This window comes from Amycolatopsis sp. PS_44_ISF1, from assembly GCF_032335455.1.
Taxonomy (GTDB): domain Bacteria; phylum Actinomycetota; class Actinomycetes; order Mycobacteriales; family Pseudonocardiaceae; genus Amycolatopsis.
Map to the genome: position 1 here is coordinate 1,167,207 of NZ_JANUXO010000001.1, position 18,393 is coordinate 1,185,599.

Here is an 18,393-nt window from a genome sequence, read left to right on the forward strand (position 1 = left end):
GGTCCACTGTGGACCTCGTGGCGGAAAGGGGTGCGCGGCCGGGAAGCCTGGTCATGGTGTGTGCACCGCCGGGATGTGCTCGACGCCGATGCGCTTGCGGAAGACCCAGTAGGTCCAGCCCTGGTAGATCAGCACGGCCGGCGCGCCGAACGCGCCCACCCAGGTGATCACCGTCAGCGCGTACGGGCTGGCCGCGGCGTTCGCGACGGTCAGCGAGTTCGCCGGGTCCAGGGTGGACGGCAGCACGTTCGGGTAGAGCGCGCCGAAGAGGGTCACCGCGGCGGCCGCGATGACCACGCCGAGGGCCGCGAACGCCTGCCCGTCACGGTCGGCGCGCAGCCGCAGCCACGCGACGAATGTGGCCAGAACGCTGACCACAAGCGTCAGCAGTGTCCACAGCGAGCCTTCACGCCACTGCACGACCACCAGGAAGGCGAGCATCGGCAGCACCGCGAACGGCAGCAGCCGGATCGCCAGCCGCCGGGCGCGTTCGCGCAGCTCACCGGAGGTCTTGAGGGTGAGGAAGGCGGCCCCGTGCACCATCGAGAACCCGGCGACGGCGAGGGCGCCCAGCACCGTGTCCCAGCGCAGCGACTCGAACGGGGTGCCGACGCGGTTGCCGGCCGCGTCCAGCGGCAGGCCGAGCACCGTGGTCGCGAGCAGCAGCCCGACCCCGAGCGACGGTACCCAGGAGCCGATCACGATCACCCGGTCCCAGGTGCGGCGCCAGCGCTCGGAGTCGACCTTGCCGCGGTACTCGAACGCCACCCCGCGGCCGATGAGCGCGAGCAGCACGAGGAGGAGCGGCAGGTAGACGCTCGAGAACAGCGACGCGTACCAACCGGGGAACGCCGCGAAGGTCGCCCCCGCCGCGACGATCAGCCACACCTCGTTGCCGTCCCACACCGGTCCGATGGTGTTGACCATGACGCGGCGTTCGGTGTTGTCCCGAGCGAGCACCGGCAGCAGCATCCCGACGCCGAAGTCGAACCCTTCGAGGAACAGGTACCCCAGCCAGAACACGGCGATGATCACGAACCACAGCGTCTCGAGGGTCATCGCTGTTCACCTCCCGTTCGCCCAGCCCCCGACCGGTGGCCCTGAGTTATCCACACCTGGTCGAGTTGTCCACAGACCGGCTGTGGGTAACTCGGGGAGGTGACCGTCCGAACACGCTGGGTCAGCCATTCGGCGGCTGGCGGACGGCCCACTCGGCCGTCTCCACGATCGGTTGTCCACATCCAGCTCACCGCCTCAGTACGCGAAGGAAAGAGCACTGTCATCGGAGTCGGAATCAGCGTCGGAATCGGTGCCGGCGTTCGAGCCCGGACCGGAGCCCGAGCCGGGCGTCCGGGGCGGCGGCATCACCCCTTCGATCCCGCCGCGCACGTACTTGCGCATCAGGTACAGCTCGACCAAGCCCAGCACCAGGTAGATCAGGGTGAGCGAGATCAGCGAAGTCCACACCTCGCCCACCGAAAGCTTCGACACCGCCTCCGCCGTGAACATCCACATGTCCTCGACGCCGGACGGGTTGGGGGCGACGACGAACGGCTGACGGCCCATCTCGGTGAAGATCCAGCCCGCGCTGTTGCCGATGAACGGCGTCGCGATACCGCCCAGCACCAGCAGCGGGAACCAGCGTCCGCCGGGGATCCGGCCGCGGCGGGTGAGCCACAGGGCCAGCACACCGATCCCCGCGGAGATCGCGCCGAAGCCGATCATGACGCGGAAGCCCCAGTAGGTGACCGGCAGGTTGGGCACGTAGTCGATCGGCTTGCCGGCCAGCGGTCCGAGGTCCGGGTCGTCCGGGTAGTTGGCCCCGTACTTCGCCTGGTACTCGCCCACCAGGTTCTCCACGCCCTTGACCTCGGTGGAGAAATCGTTGTGGGCAAGGAACGACAGCAGCGCCGGCACGGTGAACGTCTTGACGTCCTCGCAGTTGGCGTCGGCCACGTCACCGATCGCCAGGATGGAAAAGCTCGCCGGCGCCTCGGTGTGGCACAGCGCCTCGGCCGAAGCCATCTTCATCGGCTGCTGCTCGAACATCAGCTTGCCCTGCGTGTCACCGGTGATCGCCAGCACGGCGAACGCGACCACGCCGACCCAGCCGCCCAGCCGCAGCGAAGAGCGCCAGACGTCACGGTGCACACCCGCGTCCGACTCCGACGAGCCGCGCCGCCGCCACAGGTGCCAGCCCGCGACGCCCACCAGGAACGCCGCCGCCACCGAGAACGCGCCCGCCAGCGTGTGCGGGATGGCGGCCAGCGCCGTGTTGTTGGTCAGCACCGCGCCGATGGAGTTCATCGTCGGCTTGCCGTTGACGAACTCGACGCCGACCGGGTGCTGCATCCACGAGTTGGCGGCCAGGATGAAGTAGGCCGAAATCATGGTCGCGAGCGCGAACGCCCAGGCGCAGGCCAGGTGGACCTTCTTCGGCAGCCGGTCCCAGCCGAATATCCACAGTCCGAGGAAAGTCGACTCGACGAAGAACGCGACCAGCCCCTCCATCGCCAGCGGCGCGCCGAACACGTCGCCGATGAAGCGGGAATAGGCGCTCCAGCTCATCCCGAACTGGAACTCCTGCACGATGCCGGTCACCACGCCCATGGCGAAGTTGACCAGCAGCAGCTTCCCCCAGAACTTCGTCATCTTCAGGTGTCGAAGGTCCCCGGTGCGCACCCACGCGGTCTGCATGGCCGCGACGAGCACCGAGAGGCCGATGGTCAGCGGGACCATCAGGAAGTGGTAGACGGTGGTGATGCCGAACTGCCACCGTGCGAGCTCAAGGACATCCACGTACCCGAGCTAACTCCGGCGGCGCGGCGACGGCCAGTCCACCACGTCCCGAACTGTCCGGGACCTACGTCCCGAACCCGGCCACCGCGGGCGTGACGTGCGCCTCTACCCGGCGAATTCCCGCAGCACCAGCGAATCCCGTCCGGTCCGTCCCTCCACATCGGAACCGCAGCATGAATGTCTACTTAGTACCCGAACGGGTCACCGGGTCTCTTCGACCAGCCAGGACAGGTAGGCCGGGCTGCCGCCGACGACGGGCGTCACGACGATCTCCGGCACGTCGTAGGTGTGGCGCAGGTTGAGGAACTCCTGCAGCGCGCCCACGCGGTCGCCCGCGGTCTTGCACTCCACGCGCCACTCCGTCTCGGTCCGCACCTCGCCCTCCCAGCGGAAGACGCTCGTGACGGGGCCCACGATCTGGGCGCAGGCGGCGAGCCGGGCCTCGACGGCGCTCGCCGCGAGCATCCGGGCGGCGGCTTCGGAGTCGACGGTGGTCAGGACGACCGCGTGCTCAGCAGGCATGACCCGGACAATACCGCAACGGTAAACCAAAATTCGGTACGCCGAAAAAAATAATCAGGAATGCCAGCTCTGCCCATTCAGCGGGCCTCACCAGGCGATTCGCAAAACCCATCAGATTGATCTTTTCCGGAACGCCGCTTTATCGTTGCCGTGAAAGGGGTGAGCACCAACCATGTCTCCCGCTCTTGTGGCTTTACTCAGCGCGTTCGGCCTGGTCCTGGCCGTGGAACTGCCGGACAAGACCCTGGTCGCGACCCTGGTTCTCACCACCCGTTTCCGCGCCTGGCCGGTGTTCGCCGGGGTGTGCGTGGCGTTCGCGCTGCAATGCGTGATCGCCGTCGCCTTCGGCAGTGTTCTCACCCTGCTGCCGGATCTCGTGGTTTCGCTGCTGGTCGCCGGGATGTTCGGCGTCGGGGCCTTCATGCTCCTGCGTGAAGGATTCAGCGAAGCTGACGAAGCAGGTAGCGACGCTTCACGCAAGGGGCCGCAGCTGTCTTTCTTCCGCTCCGCGCTGACCTCGTTCGGCGTACTCTTCGCCGCCGAGTGGGGCGACGCGTCACAGCTGGCCACCGCGGGTCTCGCCGCGCGGCTGGGCAACCCGCTCGCGGTGGGCGCGGGCGCGTTCGTCGCGCTGGTCTCCGTGGCCGGGCTCGCCGTGTTCATCGGCGCGAAGATCCGCGACCGCATCCGGCCCAAGCTGATCCAGCGGGTCGCCGGGTTCGTGTTCGCCGGATTCGCCCTGTTCGCCTTGGCCCAGCTCGCCTTCTGAGCCGGCCGGACCCTGCTGCCGGCCGAGTGAGCCACAGTCGCTTCACAGGGCTTCCAGGTAACCTTCCGGGAACCACCGAGCGAGCACGAGGTTAACGGCCTCGGGCTTCGCCATGAGCACCCGGAGCCCGCCCGATGCCGAACCCCGCGACCGCTCGCGCCACCGTGTCCCCCGTGCCCGGGCGCCTCGCGGTCGCCGGGATCGCCGTTGCGGTGGTCATCGCGACCGATCTGCACCTGAGGCTGTCCGCGCAGGTCAGCCCGGTGTGGCAGACGCTCTCGGAGTACGTCTACGGCCACCTGGGCGGACGCTCGGCCGCGCCGTTGTTCAGCGCGATGTGCTTCGCGCTCGCGCTGGGCTCACTGGCGCTGCTGGTCGGTCTCGTGAAGGCGCGCCGGTCGCCGGCCGTCGTCGCGCTGCTCGGGGTGTGGTGCACGGGCCTGACCATCTGCGCGACCGTCCCCGTCGACCCCGGCGGCCAGGCGCGCTCGTTCGACGGGCAGTTGCACAACGTCGCCGCGCTCGTCGCGTTCGTCGCCCTGCCCGCGGCCGCATGGCTGCTCACGCGGCCCGCGCGCGAAACCTGCCCGTGGGAGCCGCGGCGCACGACGATCCGGCGCCTCGCCGTCGCGAGCTTCGCCAGCGTGCTGATCGTGCTCGGCGGTTTCGTGTTCACGCTGATCACGGGCCCGGCGCGGCCGGAAGTGACGCTCGGGCTGTTCGAGCGGCTGCTGTTCGCCGTGGACCTCGCGCTGCTGGTCACGATGGTGCGGCCGCTGCTGGTGGCGTCCAGGCGTTAGGCGGTCCGGAGCACCTCGGCCAGCGACCCGGCCGCCGCGAGGACCAGCGGTCCCACCTCGGCGGCGGCCAGCGGCTCCAACGACAGCACGCCGACGCTCGCCCGCAGCCCCGGAACGCCGCGCACCGGCGCCGCGATCCCGGACGTGCCGGACGCACCGGCGGCGCTCACCCAGCCGTTGCCGCCCGGCCGCAGGCCCAGCGCCCGGCCCGCCGCCCCCGCGTCGAGCGCGTGCCGGCTGCCCACGCGGTACGCGACGTGACAGCTGGTCCACGACGGCTCCACCACGGCCACGACCTGGGCCAGATCGCCCTGCGCCACGGTCAGGTGCGCGGTGGCGCCCGCCTTCTCGGTCAGCTCGCGCAGCACGGGCCGCGCGGCCTCGCGCAGTTGCGGCAGCACCTGCCCGGCCAGCCGCAGCACACCGACGCCGAGCCGCACCTTCGTGCCGTCGCGCCAGATCAGGCCGCGCTCGGACAAGGGCACCAGCAACCGGTAGACGGCCGCGCGGCTGACGCCGATCGAGACGGCCAGCTCGGAGATGGTCGCCGCCGCCTCGCCCGCGTCGGCCACGGCCTGCAACAGCGCCAGCCCACGGTCGAGGGTCAGCGACCCCTCCCTCGTCACAGCGGCTCGAAGGTCACAGCAGTTCGAGTTCGCCCAGATCGGCGACCGGCTCGTCGAACGAAGCCGCCGCGTAGGACGCGAAGAGCTCTCGCACGGCCTTCGCTGCCGGCCGGGAAAGCCCACGGGCCTCGTCGGCCAGCGCCTGCCCGTCCGTCGACTCCAGCGCCGCGCGCACGTCGCCGCCGGAGAGGCAGCGCGCGGACGCGACGATCAGGTTCAGGAAGCCGTGGTGGGTGAAACCGCTGTCGGCGTCGGTGTGCCGGACCGCGCGGTGCAGGCTGTTGGTGGCCTTGAACGACGCGCCGGGCGAGCCGCTGACCACGGACAGGAAGTCCGCGACCTCGTCGACGCTCGGGAAGTTCTCGCCCGCCTGGCCGCCGCAGCGGATCTTGGGCCAGCTGCCGTGCTCGATCACCTTGCGCACGCCGTCGAGCCAGCCGACCCCGCGCCGCGGCTCGACGACGCGGATCACGTCCTCGGGCACGAACTCGGAGACCCGCTCCAGCCACACCTCGTCGACGTCCGAAGGCGCGGGCATCTCCACCATCCGCAGCGACAGCAGCTCGTCGCGCGATTCGACGATCGAGAGAACCTTCGGGACGCCGCCGAGCCCGGTGTCGATGATCAACGACAGGGGCAGCGGCTCCTTCGGCTTGATCTTGATCAGCTCGGTGATCAGCTCCGGCAGGCGCGAGGCCTGACAGAGGAAAACTCCCAGTACACCAGCGTGTTCACCGGTCCGCGACGCGAAGTGCGCACGGAGGGCTTCGGGCATGGCGGCGCTGGCGGGCGGGAAGAGCGCCGAGTCGTCGACTAGCCGCGCGAACAGGGGAGGAATTCCACGGGGGCCGGGGGGCGTGAGTTCCACAGCGCTTGACACGACTGACACGCTAGTGGCGTTCGTTCAAAGGACAAAATCGTTCGTTTTGCGGACGGATTTTCGGGGCTTCAGCCGGGCGCTTCCGGAGCATCAGCCCAGCCGCACGCTGCCGTACACCGCGTGCCCGGGCAGGCCGACCGCTGTCGGTTTGCCCGGTCGGGGAGGTCCGGCCAGCCACAGCTGTCCGGTGGCGGCGACATTGGCGGCCACCGCCAGGGTGACGCGGCGCCCGCGGACCTCGACGGCCCGGCCATCCGGCAACGCGGTGCGGCCGCGGAATCGCGCCTTGGCCCCGCGGACGTGGACCGGCCCGTCGAGGACCACCTCCAGCTCGGTCCAGGTGCCGTGCGCCGACGGGCGGCGCAGCAGGATGGCGGAGCCGACGATCGGTATCGCGGACAGGGCGAGACCGATGAGGACCACTGCGGCCAGGATGGCGGCGAGTGGGTGCCGAGGGCGAGGGAGAGGTCCACGCCGGACCAGCCCACGCCGACCATGACGACCGGCAGCGCCCAGGCGAGCCGCGCCGTTCGGCGTCCTTCGTCGCGCCGGTGGGCCGTCAGCACTGGGTCGAACCTCGGCGGAGTCGGCTCGTCCGGCGCGGCGGAGCGAAGCTGCTCCCTCGAAGTGGGCTGGAACCGGATCACCTGCGCACCGGGGACGGGCCCGTTCCGGATCCGTCCCGACCGCAGGAGCGGAACGCCCGGCACCGTCACCGCAGCGCGGTCCCCGAGGCGCAGCAGCCACAGCCGACGCTGCCCGACGAGCTGCACCCGCATCTCCTCGGAGAGTCTGGTCCGGAGCCACCGGCCGTCGGGCAGCCGTACGCCGAGCTTCTCCCCGGCGCCGACCACGGCGTCCGGAGCGCATTCGACCAGCTCGAACCGCGCCCGGGCGAACGGTCTCATCCACAGCGAGGCCAGGACGTTGTTCACGCAGAGCGCCAGCCAAGCGCCCAGGACGGCGACCGTCAGGATCGGCACGGCGATGCCGATACCGGTGCAGAACAGCGCGATCCCGCCGAGCGTAAGCGCCACCGCGCAGGCCGTCCATCCGATCGCGTGCCCGGGGAACCCCCTCAGGAACTCGCCGAGCACTGGTAGCTCTCCGGCCGGCACCCCCGGATCGGGCTCCCAGGCGTGCACACGTTCCGATTTCGGCCTCACGGCTCCCCCTTGGGCGTTGGCGCAGGTTAACCGGCATTCAACCGACGAGAGGGTGGCGTTGGCGCGCACCCCTTCCCAACGCGATCAAATTCAGGTTAGGCTCACCTAAGTAGGAGGTGACCCCGTGACCGAGGCTCCGACATCCGTCCGCCGCCCGCCCGCGCCCAATCCCGCGGAACGGGCCAAGACGATCGCGACGCGGAACGGGCCGGCGACCATCATGCCGACCCAGCACCGCGCCGACTGCGAGGCCGAACGCGTTGTCCCCGTGCTGCACCACGTGCACCACAGCGGCAGCGTCAGCATTCTCCTGCCGGACGAGCACCCCATGGTGCGCTCGTCCCGGCAGGCCCAGCGCGGCGAGCTCGCCGTCATGGTCGAGCTCGCCGACCACGCCCCGGTGGACCTGCGGGAACCCATCCGCGGACTGCTGTGGATAACCGGGTGGATCCGGCCGCTGACGGCGGTTTCGGCGCGCGCCCGCGCCGTCTCGATCGCCGAGCAGCGGCCGGATCACCGGTTGCTCGACGTCGGTCACGGCATGACGCTGCTACGGCTCACACCGGCCTCATTGGTGCTGGCCGACGCGGAGGGCACGCATTCGCTGCGGCCGCACATGTTCAGCGCCGCTCCGCCGGACCCGTTCCACGATTACGAGGCCGAGTGGCTGCGCCACCTGGAGAGCGACCACTCCGACGTCGTCGACCAGCTCGCCCAGCACCTGCCGGCCACTCTGCGCGGCGGCCACATCCGCCCGCTCGGACTGGACCGGTTCGGCCTGCGCCTGCGCGTCGAGTCCGACACCGGCGACCACGACGTGCGGCTGGCCTTCTCCAAGTCCGTCGACAGCCCACCGCAACTGGCCGCCGAACTCCGCCGCCTGGTCGGCTGCCCGTTCCTGCGCCAGCAGCAGCGCGCCGACTGATCGCCGCCCGTCCGGGGTCACCCACGCGTGGGTGACCCCGGAAAGCGCAAATTGTCCACCTCGGGAAGATTTCAGTTTGCATATTGTCCACATGTGCACCTTCGAGTGCCCGATCATTCACTTATGGACCATTCGATGACACAAGTAGTCCACAGGTGGACTACTTGTGGACTACTTCACGCCTGGGCCGGGTTATCCACCGGTGAACGATCCCGGTGGTGCGAGTTATCCACTTGGGGATGACTCAAGGCGCAAGGTTGTCCACCTGGGGGCACCTCGGTGAGCAAGCCATCCACCTGGGGATAGTCTCGTCAGCAGATCTGTCCACCTGGGGACGAATTGCCAGCGCAAGTTGTCCACTTGGGGATAGCCAGAATCTAAAATTGGCGGTCGGACGGGCGCGTGATCAGCCAGCTCAGTCTTCGGCCAGCTCCGGGGGGAAGCCGCCCGTCGCGATGGGGCCCCACCGGTCGATGGTCACCCGGATGAGGCTCTTGCCCTGTTTGCGCATGGCCTCGCGGTACTCGTCCCAGTCCGGGTGCTCGCCCGAGATGCTGCGGAAGTAGTCCACCAGCGGCTCGACGGCGTCGGGCAGGTCGATCACCTCGGCGGTGCCGTCGAGCTGGACCCAGGGGCCGTTCCAGTCGTCGGAGAGCACGCAGAGGGAGACCTGGGGCTCGCGGCGGATGTTGGCCACCTTCGCTCGCTTCGGGTAGGTCGCGATCACGAGCCGGCCCCGGTCGTCGACGCCGCAGGTCAGCGGAGAGAGCTGGGGGCTCCCGTCGGAGCGGCGGGTGCTCAGGATCGCGTGGTGGCGGGTCTTCAGGAACTCGACCAGCGCGTCGCGGTCGACCTTGGTGTTGGTGGCGATAGTCCTCGGCATACCCCGAAGGTAGCGTGCGTGCATGAGCACCACAGAGCGATCGGTCCTGCGATCCTGGCTGCGGCCCGCGGCGCCGGCGTTCCCGGAGCCGATCGCGGACCCGAAAGAGCGCCGCGCGGTCAAGTTCGAGCTGGTGCTCGTCTTCGGCATCACCCTGGGCCTGTCCGGCGCCCGCAGTCTGCTGTCCCTTGTGGACTCCCTGCTGCGCCCCGTACCCCTGGCCCAGCAGCGGGCGCAGCTCAACGTCCCGCAGGCCGCTGCCAGCCTGCTGGACCTGCTCCAGCAGTTGCTGAGCGCCCTGCAGCTCGTCGGCTGGGGCGGGCTCGGCCTCTACCTGCTGTGGCGCGCCGGGATCAAGGTCCGCGCCCTCGGCCTGGACCGGCGCTCGCCCGGCTTCGACGCGCTCGTGACGCTGGGGATCGCCGCGGTGATCGGGATCCCCGGGCTGGGCCTGTACTTCCTCTCCTACCACCTGGGGTTCAGCCTGGCGGTGCAACCGTCCACTTTGGGCGACACCTGGTGGCGCCCGATCGCGCTGACGCTTTCCGCGTTCGGCAACGCGTTCGCCGAGGAGGTGCTCGTGATCGGCTACCTGCTGACGCGGCTGCGCCAGCTCGGGGTTCGCGAGAACGCCTCCCTGTTCGGCGCCGCCGTGCTGCGCGGTTCGTACCACCTGTACCAGGGCTTCGGCGGGTTCGTCGGGAACCTGGTCATGGGGCTGGTGTTCGGCCGCGTGTGGCAGAAGACGAACCGGCTCTGGCCGCTGGTCGCCGCGCACACGCTCTTCGACGTGGTGTCTTTTATCGGATATTCGCTGTTGAAGGGCCACATCTCCTGGCTCCCCTGAGCCGCGCTCATTAGGCTCGGCTGGTGATCGACGAAACGGCGCCACCCAGGGTGGACAGCGAGGTCGGGCCGCTGCGCGCGGTGCTGCTGCACCGGCCGGGAAACGAGCTCAAGCGGCTCACTCCCCGCAACAACGACCAGCTCCTCTTCGACTCCATCCCCTGGGTGTCCCGCGCCCAGCAGGAGCACGACGCGTTCGCGGAGGTGCTGCGGGGCCGTGGGGTCGAAGTGCTGCTTCTCGCCGACACGCTGCGTACGGCGCTGGAGGACCAGCGCGCGCACGCGGCGGGTGTGCACGCGGCTGTGGATGATCGCCGGTTGGGCGTCGACCTCGCGGACTCCGTCCGGTCGCACCTGTCGGGCGTTGACGCGGGCACGCTCGCCGAGGTGCTGATGGCCGGCATGACGTTCGAGGAGCTGCCCTCCGCCGAGGGCGCGTCGCTGGTCCGGATGATGCACGACCCGCACGATTTCGCGGTCGACCCGCTGCCGAACCTGCTGTTCACCCGTGACTCTTCGGCGTGGATCGGCGACCGCGTGGCGATCTCCTCGCTGACCATGCCGGCGCGACGCCGCGAAACGGCCGTGTTCGACCTCGTCTACGCCTACCACCCGCGCTTCCGCCACGCGGCCCGCGCGTACGGCGCGCATTCGGCCCCCATCGAGGGTGGCGACGTGATGCTGCTGGCCCCGGGCGTGCTCGCCATCGGCGTCGGCGAGCGGACGACCGCCGCGGGCGCGGAATCGCTCGCGCGGTCGGTGTTCGCGGACGGCCTCGTGCACACCGTGCTGGCCGTGCCGATCGAGCAGTCGCGCGCGACGATGCACTTGGACACGGTGTGCACGATGGTCGCGGCCGACGCCGTGGTGATGTACCCGCTGGCGCGCGACTTGCTCAAGGCGTTCACCCTGCGCCCGACCGGTGACGGCGGCCTGAAGGTGTCCGGCCCCGCGCCGTTCCTCAGTGCGGCGGCCGAGGCGATGGGCATCGACCGGCTGCGGGTGATCGACACCGGGCTCGACCCGGTGACCGCGGAACGCGAGCAGTGGGACGACGGCAACAACACCCTCGCGCTGGCCCCCGGTGTGGTCGTCGGCTACGAGCGCAACGCCGAGACGAACGAGCGCCTGGCGGCCGCGGGGATCGAGGTGCTGCCGATCGCCGGCTCCGAACTGGGCTCCGGTCGCGGCGGCCCGCGCTGCATGTCCTGCCCAGTGCTGCGCGACACGATATAAAGACTGAAGTAAGCCTTCCCTAAACAATGCATTCTTATTAAGGGAAGGCTAACCAAAATAAGTCTGGCTTTCTTTAGGAATGGTAACCCTAATAGGGTGGAGATCACCAGGGAAAAGTGGAAAAAATCGGCGAGCTGTCGTACCGTCTCAGTCATGGCCCTCATGAAAAAGGAACCGCGCTCGAAGTTCTACGAGCTGCTCCAGGCGCAGATCCACAACGAGTTCAACGCCTCCCAGCAGTACATCGCGCTCGCGGCCTGGTTCGACAACGAGGACCTGCCGCAGCTGGCCAAGCACTTCTACAAGCAGTCGGTCGAAGAGCGGAACCACGCAATGGCGCTCGTCCAGTACATGGTGGACCGCGACCACCACGTCGAGATCCCCGGCACCGGCGAGGTCCGCAACGACTTCTCCGCGCCCATCGAGCTGATCGAGCTCGCGCTGGCGCAGGAGAAGGAGGTCGCGGCCGACATCTCCGCGCTGGCCAAGGCCGCGCGAGCCGAAGAGGACTACATCAGCGAGCAGTTCACGCAGTGGTTCCTCAAGGAGCAGGTCGAGGAGATCTCGCAGATGTCCACGCTGCTCACCGTCGCCCGGCGCGCGGGTGATGACGTGTACGAGATCGAGAAGTTCCTGCACCGCGAGTCCGTCGGCGACGCCGGCGTCGATTCCGGAATGCCCCCGGTCGCGGGCGGCGCGCTGTAGTTCGGAACCTCAGCAGCAGACAGCGCGCCGCATCCCGGTTTCGGGTGCGGCGCGCTGCTGCGTTTTCCGCGGCCATGCCCCGTGGGTCCGAATGCGGGCAGCGCCGCTGGGCACACTGAATCCCTCTCCGGGTGATGCTCTACGACCTCAGCCCCAGACAACGGGGCCGTGAAAATTCCCAAGTCGGCGCCGTCTTAAACAAGTTGCGGACGATCCACTTCATGGTCGGGTGCGGGTTGTCCCCATTTGTGGACAACCGCCCGCAGTTGTCCACAAGTGGATAAGCCGAACCCGGGCTCTCCCCCTGTGGATAGCCCGGGTTCGTCTTCGACGCCGGGGTCAGCCGGCGCAGTCCTGGGTGGTGCTGTGGAGATCGATGCTGGCCACGGCACCGTCGTCGCTCAGGGTGAAGTGGTACGAGCCGTCGGTGCCCGCGGGAGAGACCAACCCGCCGGACTGCGTGGATGTTCCCGGGTAGCGGGCCAGCACGTCGTCCTTGGACGAGCCGGAGCCGACGCCCTCCGGGGTGTGCGCGATACCGTCCGGCTTGACCGCGACCACCCCGCTCGACGGCGAGACCAGCGCGACCGCCGCCGGGACGCCCGCGCCCTGGACGTCGTAGTACGTGCAGTTGGCGGACGGCTTCGCGTTGGTGAGCGTGATGCCCCGGTCGGCGAGCTGGGTCTCGGTCATCCCGAGCTTGAGGCCGCCGAGCCCGTCGGAGGTCAGCAGCGAGCCGGTGGTGACCTTCGTGGGTGGGGCGGCGGAAGCCGGGGTTCCGGACCGGGTCGGCGGCCGCGCCGGGGTCGACGCGTGGATCTCGTCCGACGGCGACTCGGCCGGCGACGGTGGCTCGGCGGCGACCTGCGTGCTCGGCCGGGACTCCGGCACCGAGACCGGCGGCTCGTCGACGGTCAGCCGGGACGCGGCGATCTCGGACGTGCCGTCCTGGGCCCGGAGGTGGAACACCGTCAGCCCGCCCATCACCAGCCCCAGCGCGCAGACCGCGCCGGTCGACGCCATCAGCGCGCGTTGCCGCCGGCGGCGTCGGCGGGCGCCCGCGACGATGGCAGGCCCGGCGTCGGCCGTGGGCTCGACGCCCAGGCGCTCATCGGCGAACAGAGCGCGAAGCCGCTGCTCCAGCTCGTCCTCGGACTCGTTCAACCCGCTTCGCTCCCTTCTCCGTGCTTGAGTTTCACCCGAAGCGACGCGATGGCCTTGCTGGCCTGGCTCTTGACCGTGCCCTGGCTGACGCCCAGCGCCTCGGCGATTTCCGCTTCGGAGAGCCCCTCGTAGTAACGCAGCACCATCACCGCACGTTGCCTCGGCGGCAGATTTCGCAGCGCCTGCCAGAGCGGCTCGTGCTCGAACGGGTCCGCGGCCGGGTGCGGCGCGGTGTCCGGAAGTTCGGCTACGAGACGCTCGCGACGAGTCCGACGCCAGCGGCTGATGTGCGCGTTCGCCATCGAACGCCGGACGTACGCGAGCGGGTCGCCCGTCTTCTGCTGGACGTACGACCAGCGCGCGCCGATCTTCTCCAGCACCGTCTGCACGAGATCCGCCGCGTCGTGCGGGTTGCCGGTGAGCGCGTGGCCGTAGCGGAGCAGCCCGGGGAGGGTGGCCTGCACGAACGCGCCGAAGTCGGCGAACTGCACCGGCGCGGCGGCCGGTCTCAGCTGGCCGGCCGCCCGCGTCTTCTCCGCCCCCGCGATGGCGGGTGCCGCTGCCGTCACCGTCTCGCCACCTCCGGGTAGAGCCACGTCGCATGTCGAGTCCTCGTCTTCCCCAACACGCATGACTCCCCCAACCGGTTGTCCAGCCGCCGGTACCGCTTCGCGACGCGACAGTCAGCGCACAGCGAGCGAGTCTGGCAGCTTGAGCGTTCCGTCCCCGTCAGGTGGGTAATCGGTTACCGAGACCACGGCGTTTCTCGGGATCGGGCCGTAGACGTGCGGAAACAGAATTCCTTCGGGGTGCGGCGGCACGCCCTCCTCCCACCGGACCGGCGCACCGACCTTTGCCGGGTCGACCTCCAGCAGCAGGAGGTCGGTGCGGCCGCGGTAGAGCGCGTTGGCCGGCAGGCCGACTGTACCGAGGTCGGAGCAGTGGATGAAGCCCACCGCTTCTAGCGAGGGCGCGGTGTACCGGCCGCCTTCGGGCACGGCGGACCACTCGTCGCGGGAGCAGATGCGCAGGATCACGTCGCTGATCGTGCCATCGCCGGGTGCGGGGGCGGAACGCGAATTCCGGGGTCGGGACTGGGCCGTGTGGGTGTGGAAGTTCGAGGGTTGGAACTTCCACAGGGTGACCCGACCGCCATCCACAACCCGATCGCCATCCACAGCCCAGTGGCTATCCACAGCCTGGGGAAACCTCCTCCACCGCCCGCCGGAGCAGCGAACGGCGGAGGAAAGCGACGAACACCGGTGCACGGCGAGCTGAAGCTCGATCAACTCACTGCGGAAATGGCGCTCGACGGCACGTGCCGATCCCCGGCCGTCGCTGCCGCAGCCCGACGGCGACCGAGGTCAGCGCGACCCGAGCCGGCACCGGCCCATCGTCGGCCCGGACGCGGTGCTCAGCGGATCGTGAGCTGGCGCCCGATCAGACCGTCGCGGGCGCGGCGCTCGGTGGCGTCCAGCGGCTCGGCGTCGAGTGACTTGAGGGACTCGTCCAGCCGGGCGCCGAGCTGTTCCTTGGGCTCGTTCCACTCGCGGGCGTGGGCCTCCGGGTCGAGGTCCCAGACCGGGACGAGCAGGCCGTGGGCGCGGAACGAACCGGCGTACCGGGTGCCCTCGCCGAGGCCCAGCGTGCCCGCGGCAGAGAGGCGCGCAAGCGCTTGCAGCAGCCGGTTCTCCGGCTCGGGGCGGACCCAGCGCAGGTGCGCCCGCTCACCGGCGAGCACCCAGTACGCGCCGGCGCCGAGGCGGTCGGTGGGCATGATGGCGGCGTTCGCGCGCTCGAGGGAGGCCGCGACGTCACCCGTGGCGTCCGCGTCCTCCGGCAGCCACCACGCGAAGTCGCTGTGGATGGTCACCTCGAGCTCGGCGCTGGGGGTGAGGAGATCCTGGAGGCGGTTGTGCTCGTCCGGGGCGGGCGGCGTCGTCGTGTCCGGGACGGACAGCACGTCACCGGGCTCGGCCGAGAGCAGCCAGCGCAGCGAACGGCCGAGGTCGCGGCTGATGTCCGACGAGCGCGTCTGCACCTGGAGGCCGAGGAACCGCCGACCGTCGGAGCGCACGAACGCCGCGGCGGCCATCGGCAGCACCGTGCCGAGCGTGACGTCACCGCCGTCGGCGAGCGTCAGCTTCGCCGTGGCCGACGGCACGAACTCGCGCAGCGCGATCAGCTCCGGTTCCGCGGCCAGTCCTTCGAAGGGCTGCCCGACGAAGACGTCGCGCACCTTCGGAACGCGGTCCTGCTTCGGACCCTTCTTACGCGCGCCCTTGCCCACTGCAGCCTCCTCAAAGCTCAGGGTCAGACGCTATCGAAGCGGCGGCCCGGCGAGGCGCCCGGGTTAGAGTCGGCGGGTGTTCGACCCCCGTGATCCCGCGTTCCTCGCCGACCCGTACCCCGCGTTCGCCGCGCTGCGTGCCGAGGGCGAGGTGCACCGGCACGACGGGCTCGGCCTGACGGTCGCGGTCTCGCACGCCGCGTCCGCCGCCGTGCTGCGGCATCGCGGACTGGGCCGGGTCTGGGCGGACGCGCAGCCGTTGGAGCGCTTCGCCTCGTTCAACCTCCTGCACCGCAATTCCCTGCTGGAGAACGAGCCGCCCGCCCACACCCGGCTGCGCCGCGTGATCGCCGGTGAGTTCGGCCGCGGCCACGTGCAGCGGCTACAGCCGATGGTGGCGCGCGTGGCCGAAGCGATGGTCGAGCAACTGGCGGGCAAGATCGCCGCCGACGGTCAGGCCGACCTGCTCGAACACCTCGCCCAGCCCCTGCCGGTCGCGGTGATCGCGGAGCTGCTCGGCATCCCCGCCGAGGACGGGCCACGGCTGGTGTCCTGGAGCAACGCGATCGTCAAGATGTACGAGTTCGGGTTGCCCGAGCCCGGTCGCGACGCCGCGGAGCAGGCCGCTGCCGACTTCGTCGAGTACCTGCGCGACGTGGTCCGCGGCACGCCGCACGGCATCGTCGCGGACCTGCTGGACAGCGAGCTGGGCCCGGACGAGGTGGTCGCCACCGCCGTCCTGCTGCTCATGGCGGGCCACGAGGCGACAGTCAACGTGATCGGCAACGGCGTCGCAGCGCTGCTCACCCATCGCGCGCAGTGGGAGCGGCTGCTGGGCGACCCGACGCTGCTGGACACCGGCGTCGAGGAGCTCATCCGCTTCGATGCGCCCCTGCAGCTCTTCGACCGCACCGCGACCGAAGACGTCGAGATCGCCGGTTTCCGCGTCCCGCGCGGGCAGAAGATCGGCGCGCTGCTGGGCGCGGCCGCGCGTGATCCGAAGGTGTTCGACGAGCCGGACGTCCTGGACATCGGCCGCACGCCCAACGCCCACCTCGGCTTCGGCCTGGGCATCCACTACTGCGTCGGCGCGCCGCTGGCCCGGGTGGAGATCGCCGCCGCGCTGACGGCGCTGACCACCCGGCTGCCGGGCCTGCGACTGGCCTCGGCCCCGCAACGCCGTCCGGAATTCGTCATCCGCGGGCTGCGGACGCTGCCGGTCACCGCCTAACGGGCCGCGCCGACCGGGCGCGCGGTGCGGAGCTCGGGCTCCGGGGCGCCGTCGACCTTGAGCACGCGCAGGGTACGGAGGCGTTCCGGCGCGATGGGCACCAGCAGGTCGGAGAACCGGCGGATCACCAGCCCCGTGGTGATGGCCAGACCGGCGGCGGCGAGGTCGGTGAGCGCGACGAGCACCACGCTGTCGGCCATCGCCTGTACCCCCGGCCGGAGCCGCCACACGATGGTCACGGCGAGCAGGATCCAGTTCACCAGCCACGCGCCCCACCACACCAGCACCAGCCGCGAAGGCTTCGGGCGGACGTCGCGGGGGCGGCGCAGCACCGCGTGCTCCAGCTCGACGACCACGGAGAGCGCGAGCGGCAGGTTCACGACCGGCACCAGCACTCCCACCAGCACCTGCCAGACGGGCCGCGGCGGTTCGTCGCCGGATTCGTCGGCGGCGGCGTGGCGCGCGACGAGCAGCCACCACACCGACAGGCCCGCCGGAAGCAGCGACAGGATCGTGGTGAGCAGCCCCGCGGTGACGACCACGGCGTCGGAACAAGCGACGACGGAGGTGTTCAGCGCGGAGTCGCGGCTCTGGACCAGCAGGACGTAGCGCCAGATCTCCGAGCCCGCGGCCACGACGGCGAGGACGGCGAACACCCACAGGATCGTGCCCAGGCTCCGCGCCAGCACCGGGATGCGGTCGATGGGCCGGACTTCGCCGGACGCGGTCCCGGGCACGGCCGTCGGACGGCGCCAGACGAGGTTCGGGAAGCCCCAGCGCGGGGGCACGGGGTAGGACGGCGGCCCGCTGTACGGCTCGGCGGGCACAGCCCTCCGGCGCGGCCAGGCACCCGGCGGTGGGGAGGCGACCCAGCGCAGGCGGGGCCGGGGGGTCCGCTCCGGAGGTGGGCCGGCGCCGGGAGCGGCCGGGGCCCGGTGGACGGGCTGGTGGGGGTCTGAGGTGAACGGGACCGGCTGGGCGGCCGGGGCGGGAGGGCCGGATGCCGGGCGGTGGCCGGGAACTGCGGCGGGAGAGCCGAGGACCGGAGCGGAGGAGCCGGGCACCGGGGGGTGGCCCGTGCCTACGCTGGCGGGGCCAGGCACCGAAGGGTGGTCCGGTCTTGCGGCGGAAGGGCCGGAAACCGAGGGGTAGCCCGGACCTGCGATAGGAGGGCCAGGCACCGGGAGGTGGTTCGGACCTGCGGTGGGTGGGCCGGGAACCGCGGCGTAACCCGGGCCTGCGGTGGGAGGGGCGTAGCCCGGCACCGCGGCGGGGTGGCTGGGATACGCGGCGTGACCAGGCTCCGGGGCGTGACCGGATGCGGTGGCGAGAGTCGTCGGGTACTGGCCCGGCGGGGTGGCGGGGGTGGCCGGGTGGCCCGGCGCCGTGAAGCCCGGGACCCAGCCGGGTGGACCCGACTGGGCAGCGCCACCAGCAGGTCCGGCACCACCAGCAGGTCCGGCACCACCCCAGGAAGGACCAGCCGATGCCTCAGACCCGGAAGGCGCCTGGCCGGGGCGGCCGGCGGGCGACGGGTTCGGTTGCGGGGGC

The 18,393-nt window shown here is 70.6% G+C and carries 19 protein-coding genes; 7 read left to right on the forward strand and 12 right to left on the reverse strand.

Annotated elements, in window-relative coordinates:
• Nucleotides 1-51: 51 nt before the first annotated feature.
• The 3 genes from cydB to cutA form a co-directional block, all read right to left on the reverse strand.
• Nucleotides 52-1,059 carry a cytochrome d ubiquinol oxidase subunit II gene (gene cydB / locus NYF13_RS05245; RefSeq protein ID WP_315654507.1) on the reverse strand — a complete coding sequence of 336 codons (1,008 nt, stop codon included), beginning with the start codon at nucleotides 1,057-1,059 and terminating at the stop codon, nucleotides 52-54.
• Between the two features lie 195 nt (nucleotides 1,060-1,254).
• A complete protein-coding gene (locus NYF13_RS05250; RefSeq protein WP_315654508.1) occupies nucleotides 1,255-2,799 on the reverse strand; it encodes a cytochrome ubiquinol oxidase subunit I in 1,545 nt (514 codons plus the stop codon).
• Nucleotides 2,800-3,000: 201 nt separating this feature from the next.
• Complete coding sequence (cutA, locus tag NYF13_RS05255; protein ID WP_315654509.1) at nucleotides 3,001-3,321, reverse strand: divalent-cation tolerance protein CutA; 321 nt, start codon at nucleotides 3,319-3,321, stop codon at nucleotides 3,001-3,003.
• Nucleotides 3,322-3,493: 172 nt separating this feature from the next.
• On the opposite strand from cutA, the gene NYF13_RS05260 reads away from it, so the two are divergent.
• Nucleotides 3,494-4,090 carry a TMEM165/GDT1 family protein gene (locus NYF13_RS05260; protein WP_315654510.1) on the forward strand — a complete coding sequence of 199 codons (597 nt, stop codon included), beginning with the start codon at nucleotides 3,494-3,496 and terminating at the stop codon, nucleotides 4,088-4,090.
• Between the two features lie 134 nt (nucleotides 4,091-4,224).
• Nucleotides 4,225-4,890: a DUF998 domain-containing protein gene (locus NYF13_RS05265; RefSeq protein WP_315654511.1), complete on the forward strand. Its 666-nt coding sequence runs from the start codon at nucleotides 4,225-4,227 to the stop codon at nucleotides 4,888-4,890.
• Here NYF13_RS05265 and NYF13_RS05270 read toward each other — a convergent pair.
• The 3 genes from NYF13_RS05270 to NYF13_RS05280 form a co-directional block, all read right to left on the reverse strand.
• Entirely contained in the window at nucleotides 4,887-5,516 is a 630-nt protein-coding gene (locus tag NYF13_RS05270; RefSeq protein WP_315654512.1) for a helix-turn-helix domain-containing protein, read from the reverse strand. The genes NYF13_RS05265 and NYF13_RS05270 overlap by 4 nt on opposite strands.
• A 13-nt stretch (nucleotides 5,517-5,529) precedes the next feature.
• Nucleotides 5,530-6,384 carry a hypothetical protein gene (locus tag NYF13_RS05275; protein ID WP_315657206.1) on the reverse strand — a complete coding sequence of 285 codons (855 nt, stop codon included), beginning with the start codon at nucleotides 6,382-6,384 and terminating at the stop codon, nucleotides 5,530-5,532.
• Between the two features lie 102 nt (nucleotides 6,385-6,486).
• Entirely contained in the window at nucleotides 6,487-6,819 is a 333-nt protein-coding gene (locus NYF13_RS05280) for a hypothetical protein (RefSeq protein WP_315654514.1), read from the reverse strand.
• Nucleotides 6,820-7,686: 867 nt separating this feature from the next.
• On the opposite strand from NYF13_RS05280, the gene NYF13_RS05285 reads away from it, so the two are divergent.
• Nucleotides 7,687-8,487 (forward strand): DUF2470 domain-containing protein, encoded by an 801-nt coding sequence (locus NYF13_RS05285; RefSeq protein WP_315654515.1) that lies wholly within the window; start codon nucleotides 7,687-7,689, stop codon nucleotides 8,485-8,487.
• Between the two features lie 415 nt (nucleotides 8,488-8,902).
• On the opposite strand, the gene NYF13_RS05290 is transcribed toward NYF13_RS05285, so the two are convergent.
• Nucleotides 8,903-9,370 (reverse strand): PPOX class F420-dependent oxidoreductase, encoded by a 468-nt coding sequence (locus tag NYF13_RS05290; protein ID WP_315654516.1) that lies wholly within the window; start codon nucleotides 9,368-9,370, stop codon nucleotides 8,903-8,905.
• A 22-nt stretch (nucleotides 9,371-9,392) separates the two neighbouring features.
• On the opposite strand from NYF13_RS05290, the gene NYF13_RS05295 reads away from it, so the two are divergent.
• The 3 genes from NYF13_RS05295 to NYF13_RS05305 all read left to right on the forward strand — a co-directional run bounded on the left by NYF13_RS05295 (nucleotide 9,393) and on the right by NYF13_RS05305 (nucleotide 12,157).
• The gene (locus NYF13_RS05295; RefSeq protein ID WP_315654517.1) at nucleotides 9,393-10,217 is read left to right on the forward strand and encodes a CPBP family intramembrane glutamic endopeptidase; all 825 of its coding nucleotides are present in this window, start codon (nucleotides 9,393-9,395) and stop codon (nucleotides 10,215-10,217) included.
• A gap of 50 nt (nucleotides 10,218-10,267) precedes the next feature.
• A complete protein-coding gene (locus tag NYF13_RS05300; protein ID WP_315657208.1) occupies nucleotides 10,268-11,452 on the forward strand; it encodes an arginine deiminase in 1,185 nt (394 codons plus the stop codon).
• A 153-nt stretch (nucleotides 11,453-11,605) separates the two neighbouring features.
• Nucleotides 11,606-12,157, forward strand: a complete 552-nt coding sequence (locus NYF13_RS05305) for a ferritin (RefSeq protein WP_315654518.1) — start codon at nucleotides 11,606-11,608, stop codon at nucleotides 12,155-12,157.
• A gap of 339 nt (nucleotides 12,158-12,496) precedes the next feature.
• On the opposite strand, the gene NYF13_RS05310 is transcribed toward NYF13_RS05305, so the two are convergent.
• From NYF13_RS05310 to NYF13_RS05325, 4 genes are all read right to left on the reverse strand, one after another.
• Nucleotides 12,497-13,321 (reverse strand): hypothetical protein, encoded by an 825-nt coding sequence (locus NYF13_RS05310; protein WP_315654519.1) that lies wholly within the window; start codon nucleotides 13,319-13,321, stop codon nucleotides 12,497-12,499.
• Nucleotides 13,318-13,890, reverse strand: a complete 573-nt coding sequence (locus tag NYF13_RS05315) for a SigE family RNA polymerase sigma factor (protein ID WP_315654520.1) — start codon at nucleotides 13,888-13,890, stop codon at nucleotides 13,318-13,320. Before NYF13_RS05315 ends, NYF13_RS05310 begins: the two co-directional genes overlap by 4 nt.
• Nucleotides 13,891-14,004: 114 nt before the next feature.
• Nucleotides 14,005-14,358: a DUF952 domain-containing protein gene (locus tag NYF13_RS05320; RefSeq protein ID WP_315654522.1), complete on the reverse strand. Its 354-nt coding sequence runs from the start codon at nucleotides 14,356-14,358 to the stop codon at nucleotides 14,005-14,007.
• Nucleotides 14,359-14,735: 377 nt separating this feature from the next.
• Nucleotides 14,736-15,611, reverse strand: coding sequence for a DUF5926 family protein (locus NYF13_RS05325; RefSeq protein WP_315654523.1), 876 nt, complete (start codon nucleotides 15,609-15,611; stop codon nucleotides 14,736-14,738).
• 76 nt (nucleotides 15,612-15,687) lie between these two features.
• Between NYF13_RS05325 and NYF13_RS05330 the strand changes: the two genes are divergently transcribed.
• A complete protein-coding gene (locus NYF13_RS05330) occupies nucleotides 15,688-16,842 on the forward strand; it encodes a cytochrome P450 (protein WP_315654524.1) in 1,155 nt (384 codons plus the stop codon).
• On the opposite strand, the gene NYF13_RS05335 is transcribed toward NYF13_RS05330, so the two are convergent.
• Nucleotides 16,839-17,720 (reverse strand): DUF4328 domain-containing protein, encoded by an 882-nt coding sequence (locus NYF13_RS05335; RefSeq protein WP_315657209.1) that lies wholly within the window; start codon nucleotides 17,718-17,720, stop codon nucleotides 16,839-16,841. The two genes, NYF13_RS05330 and NYF13_RS05335, sit on opposite strands and share 4 nt — an antisense overlap.
• Nucleotides 17,721-18,393 lie beyond the last annotated feature (673 nt).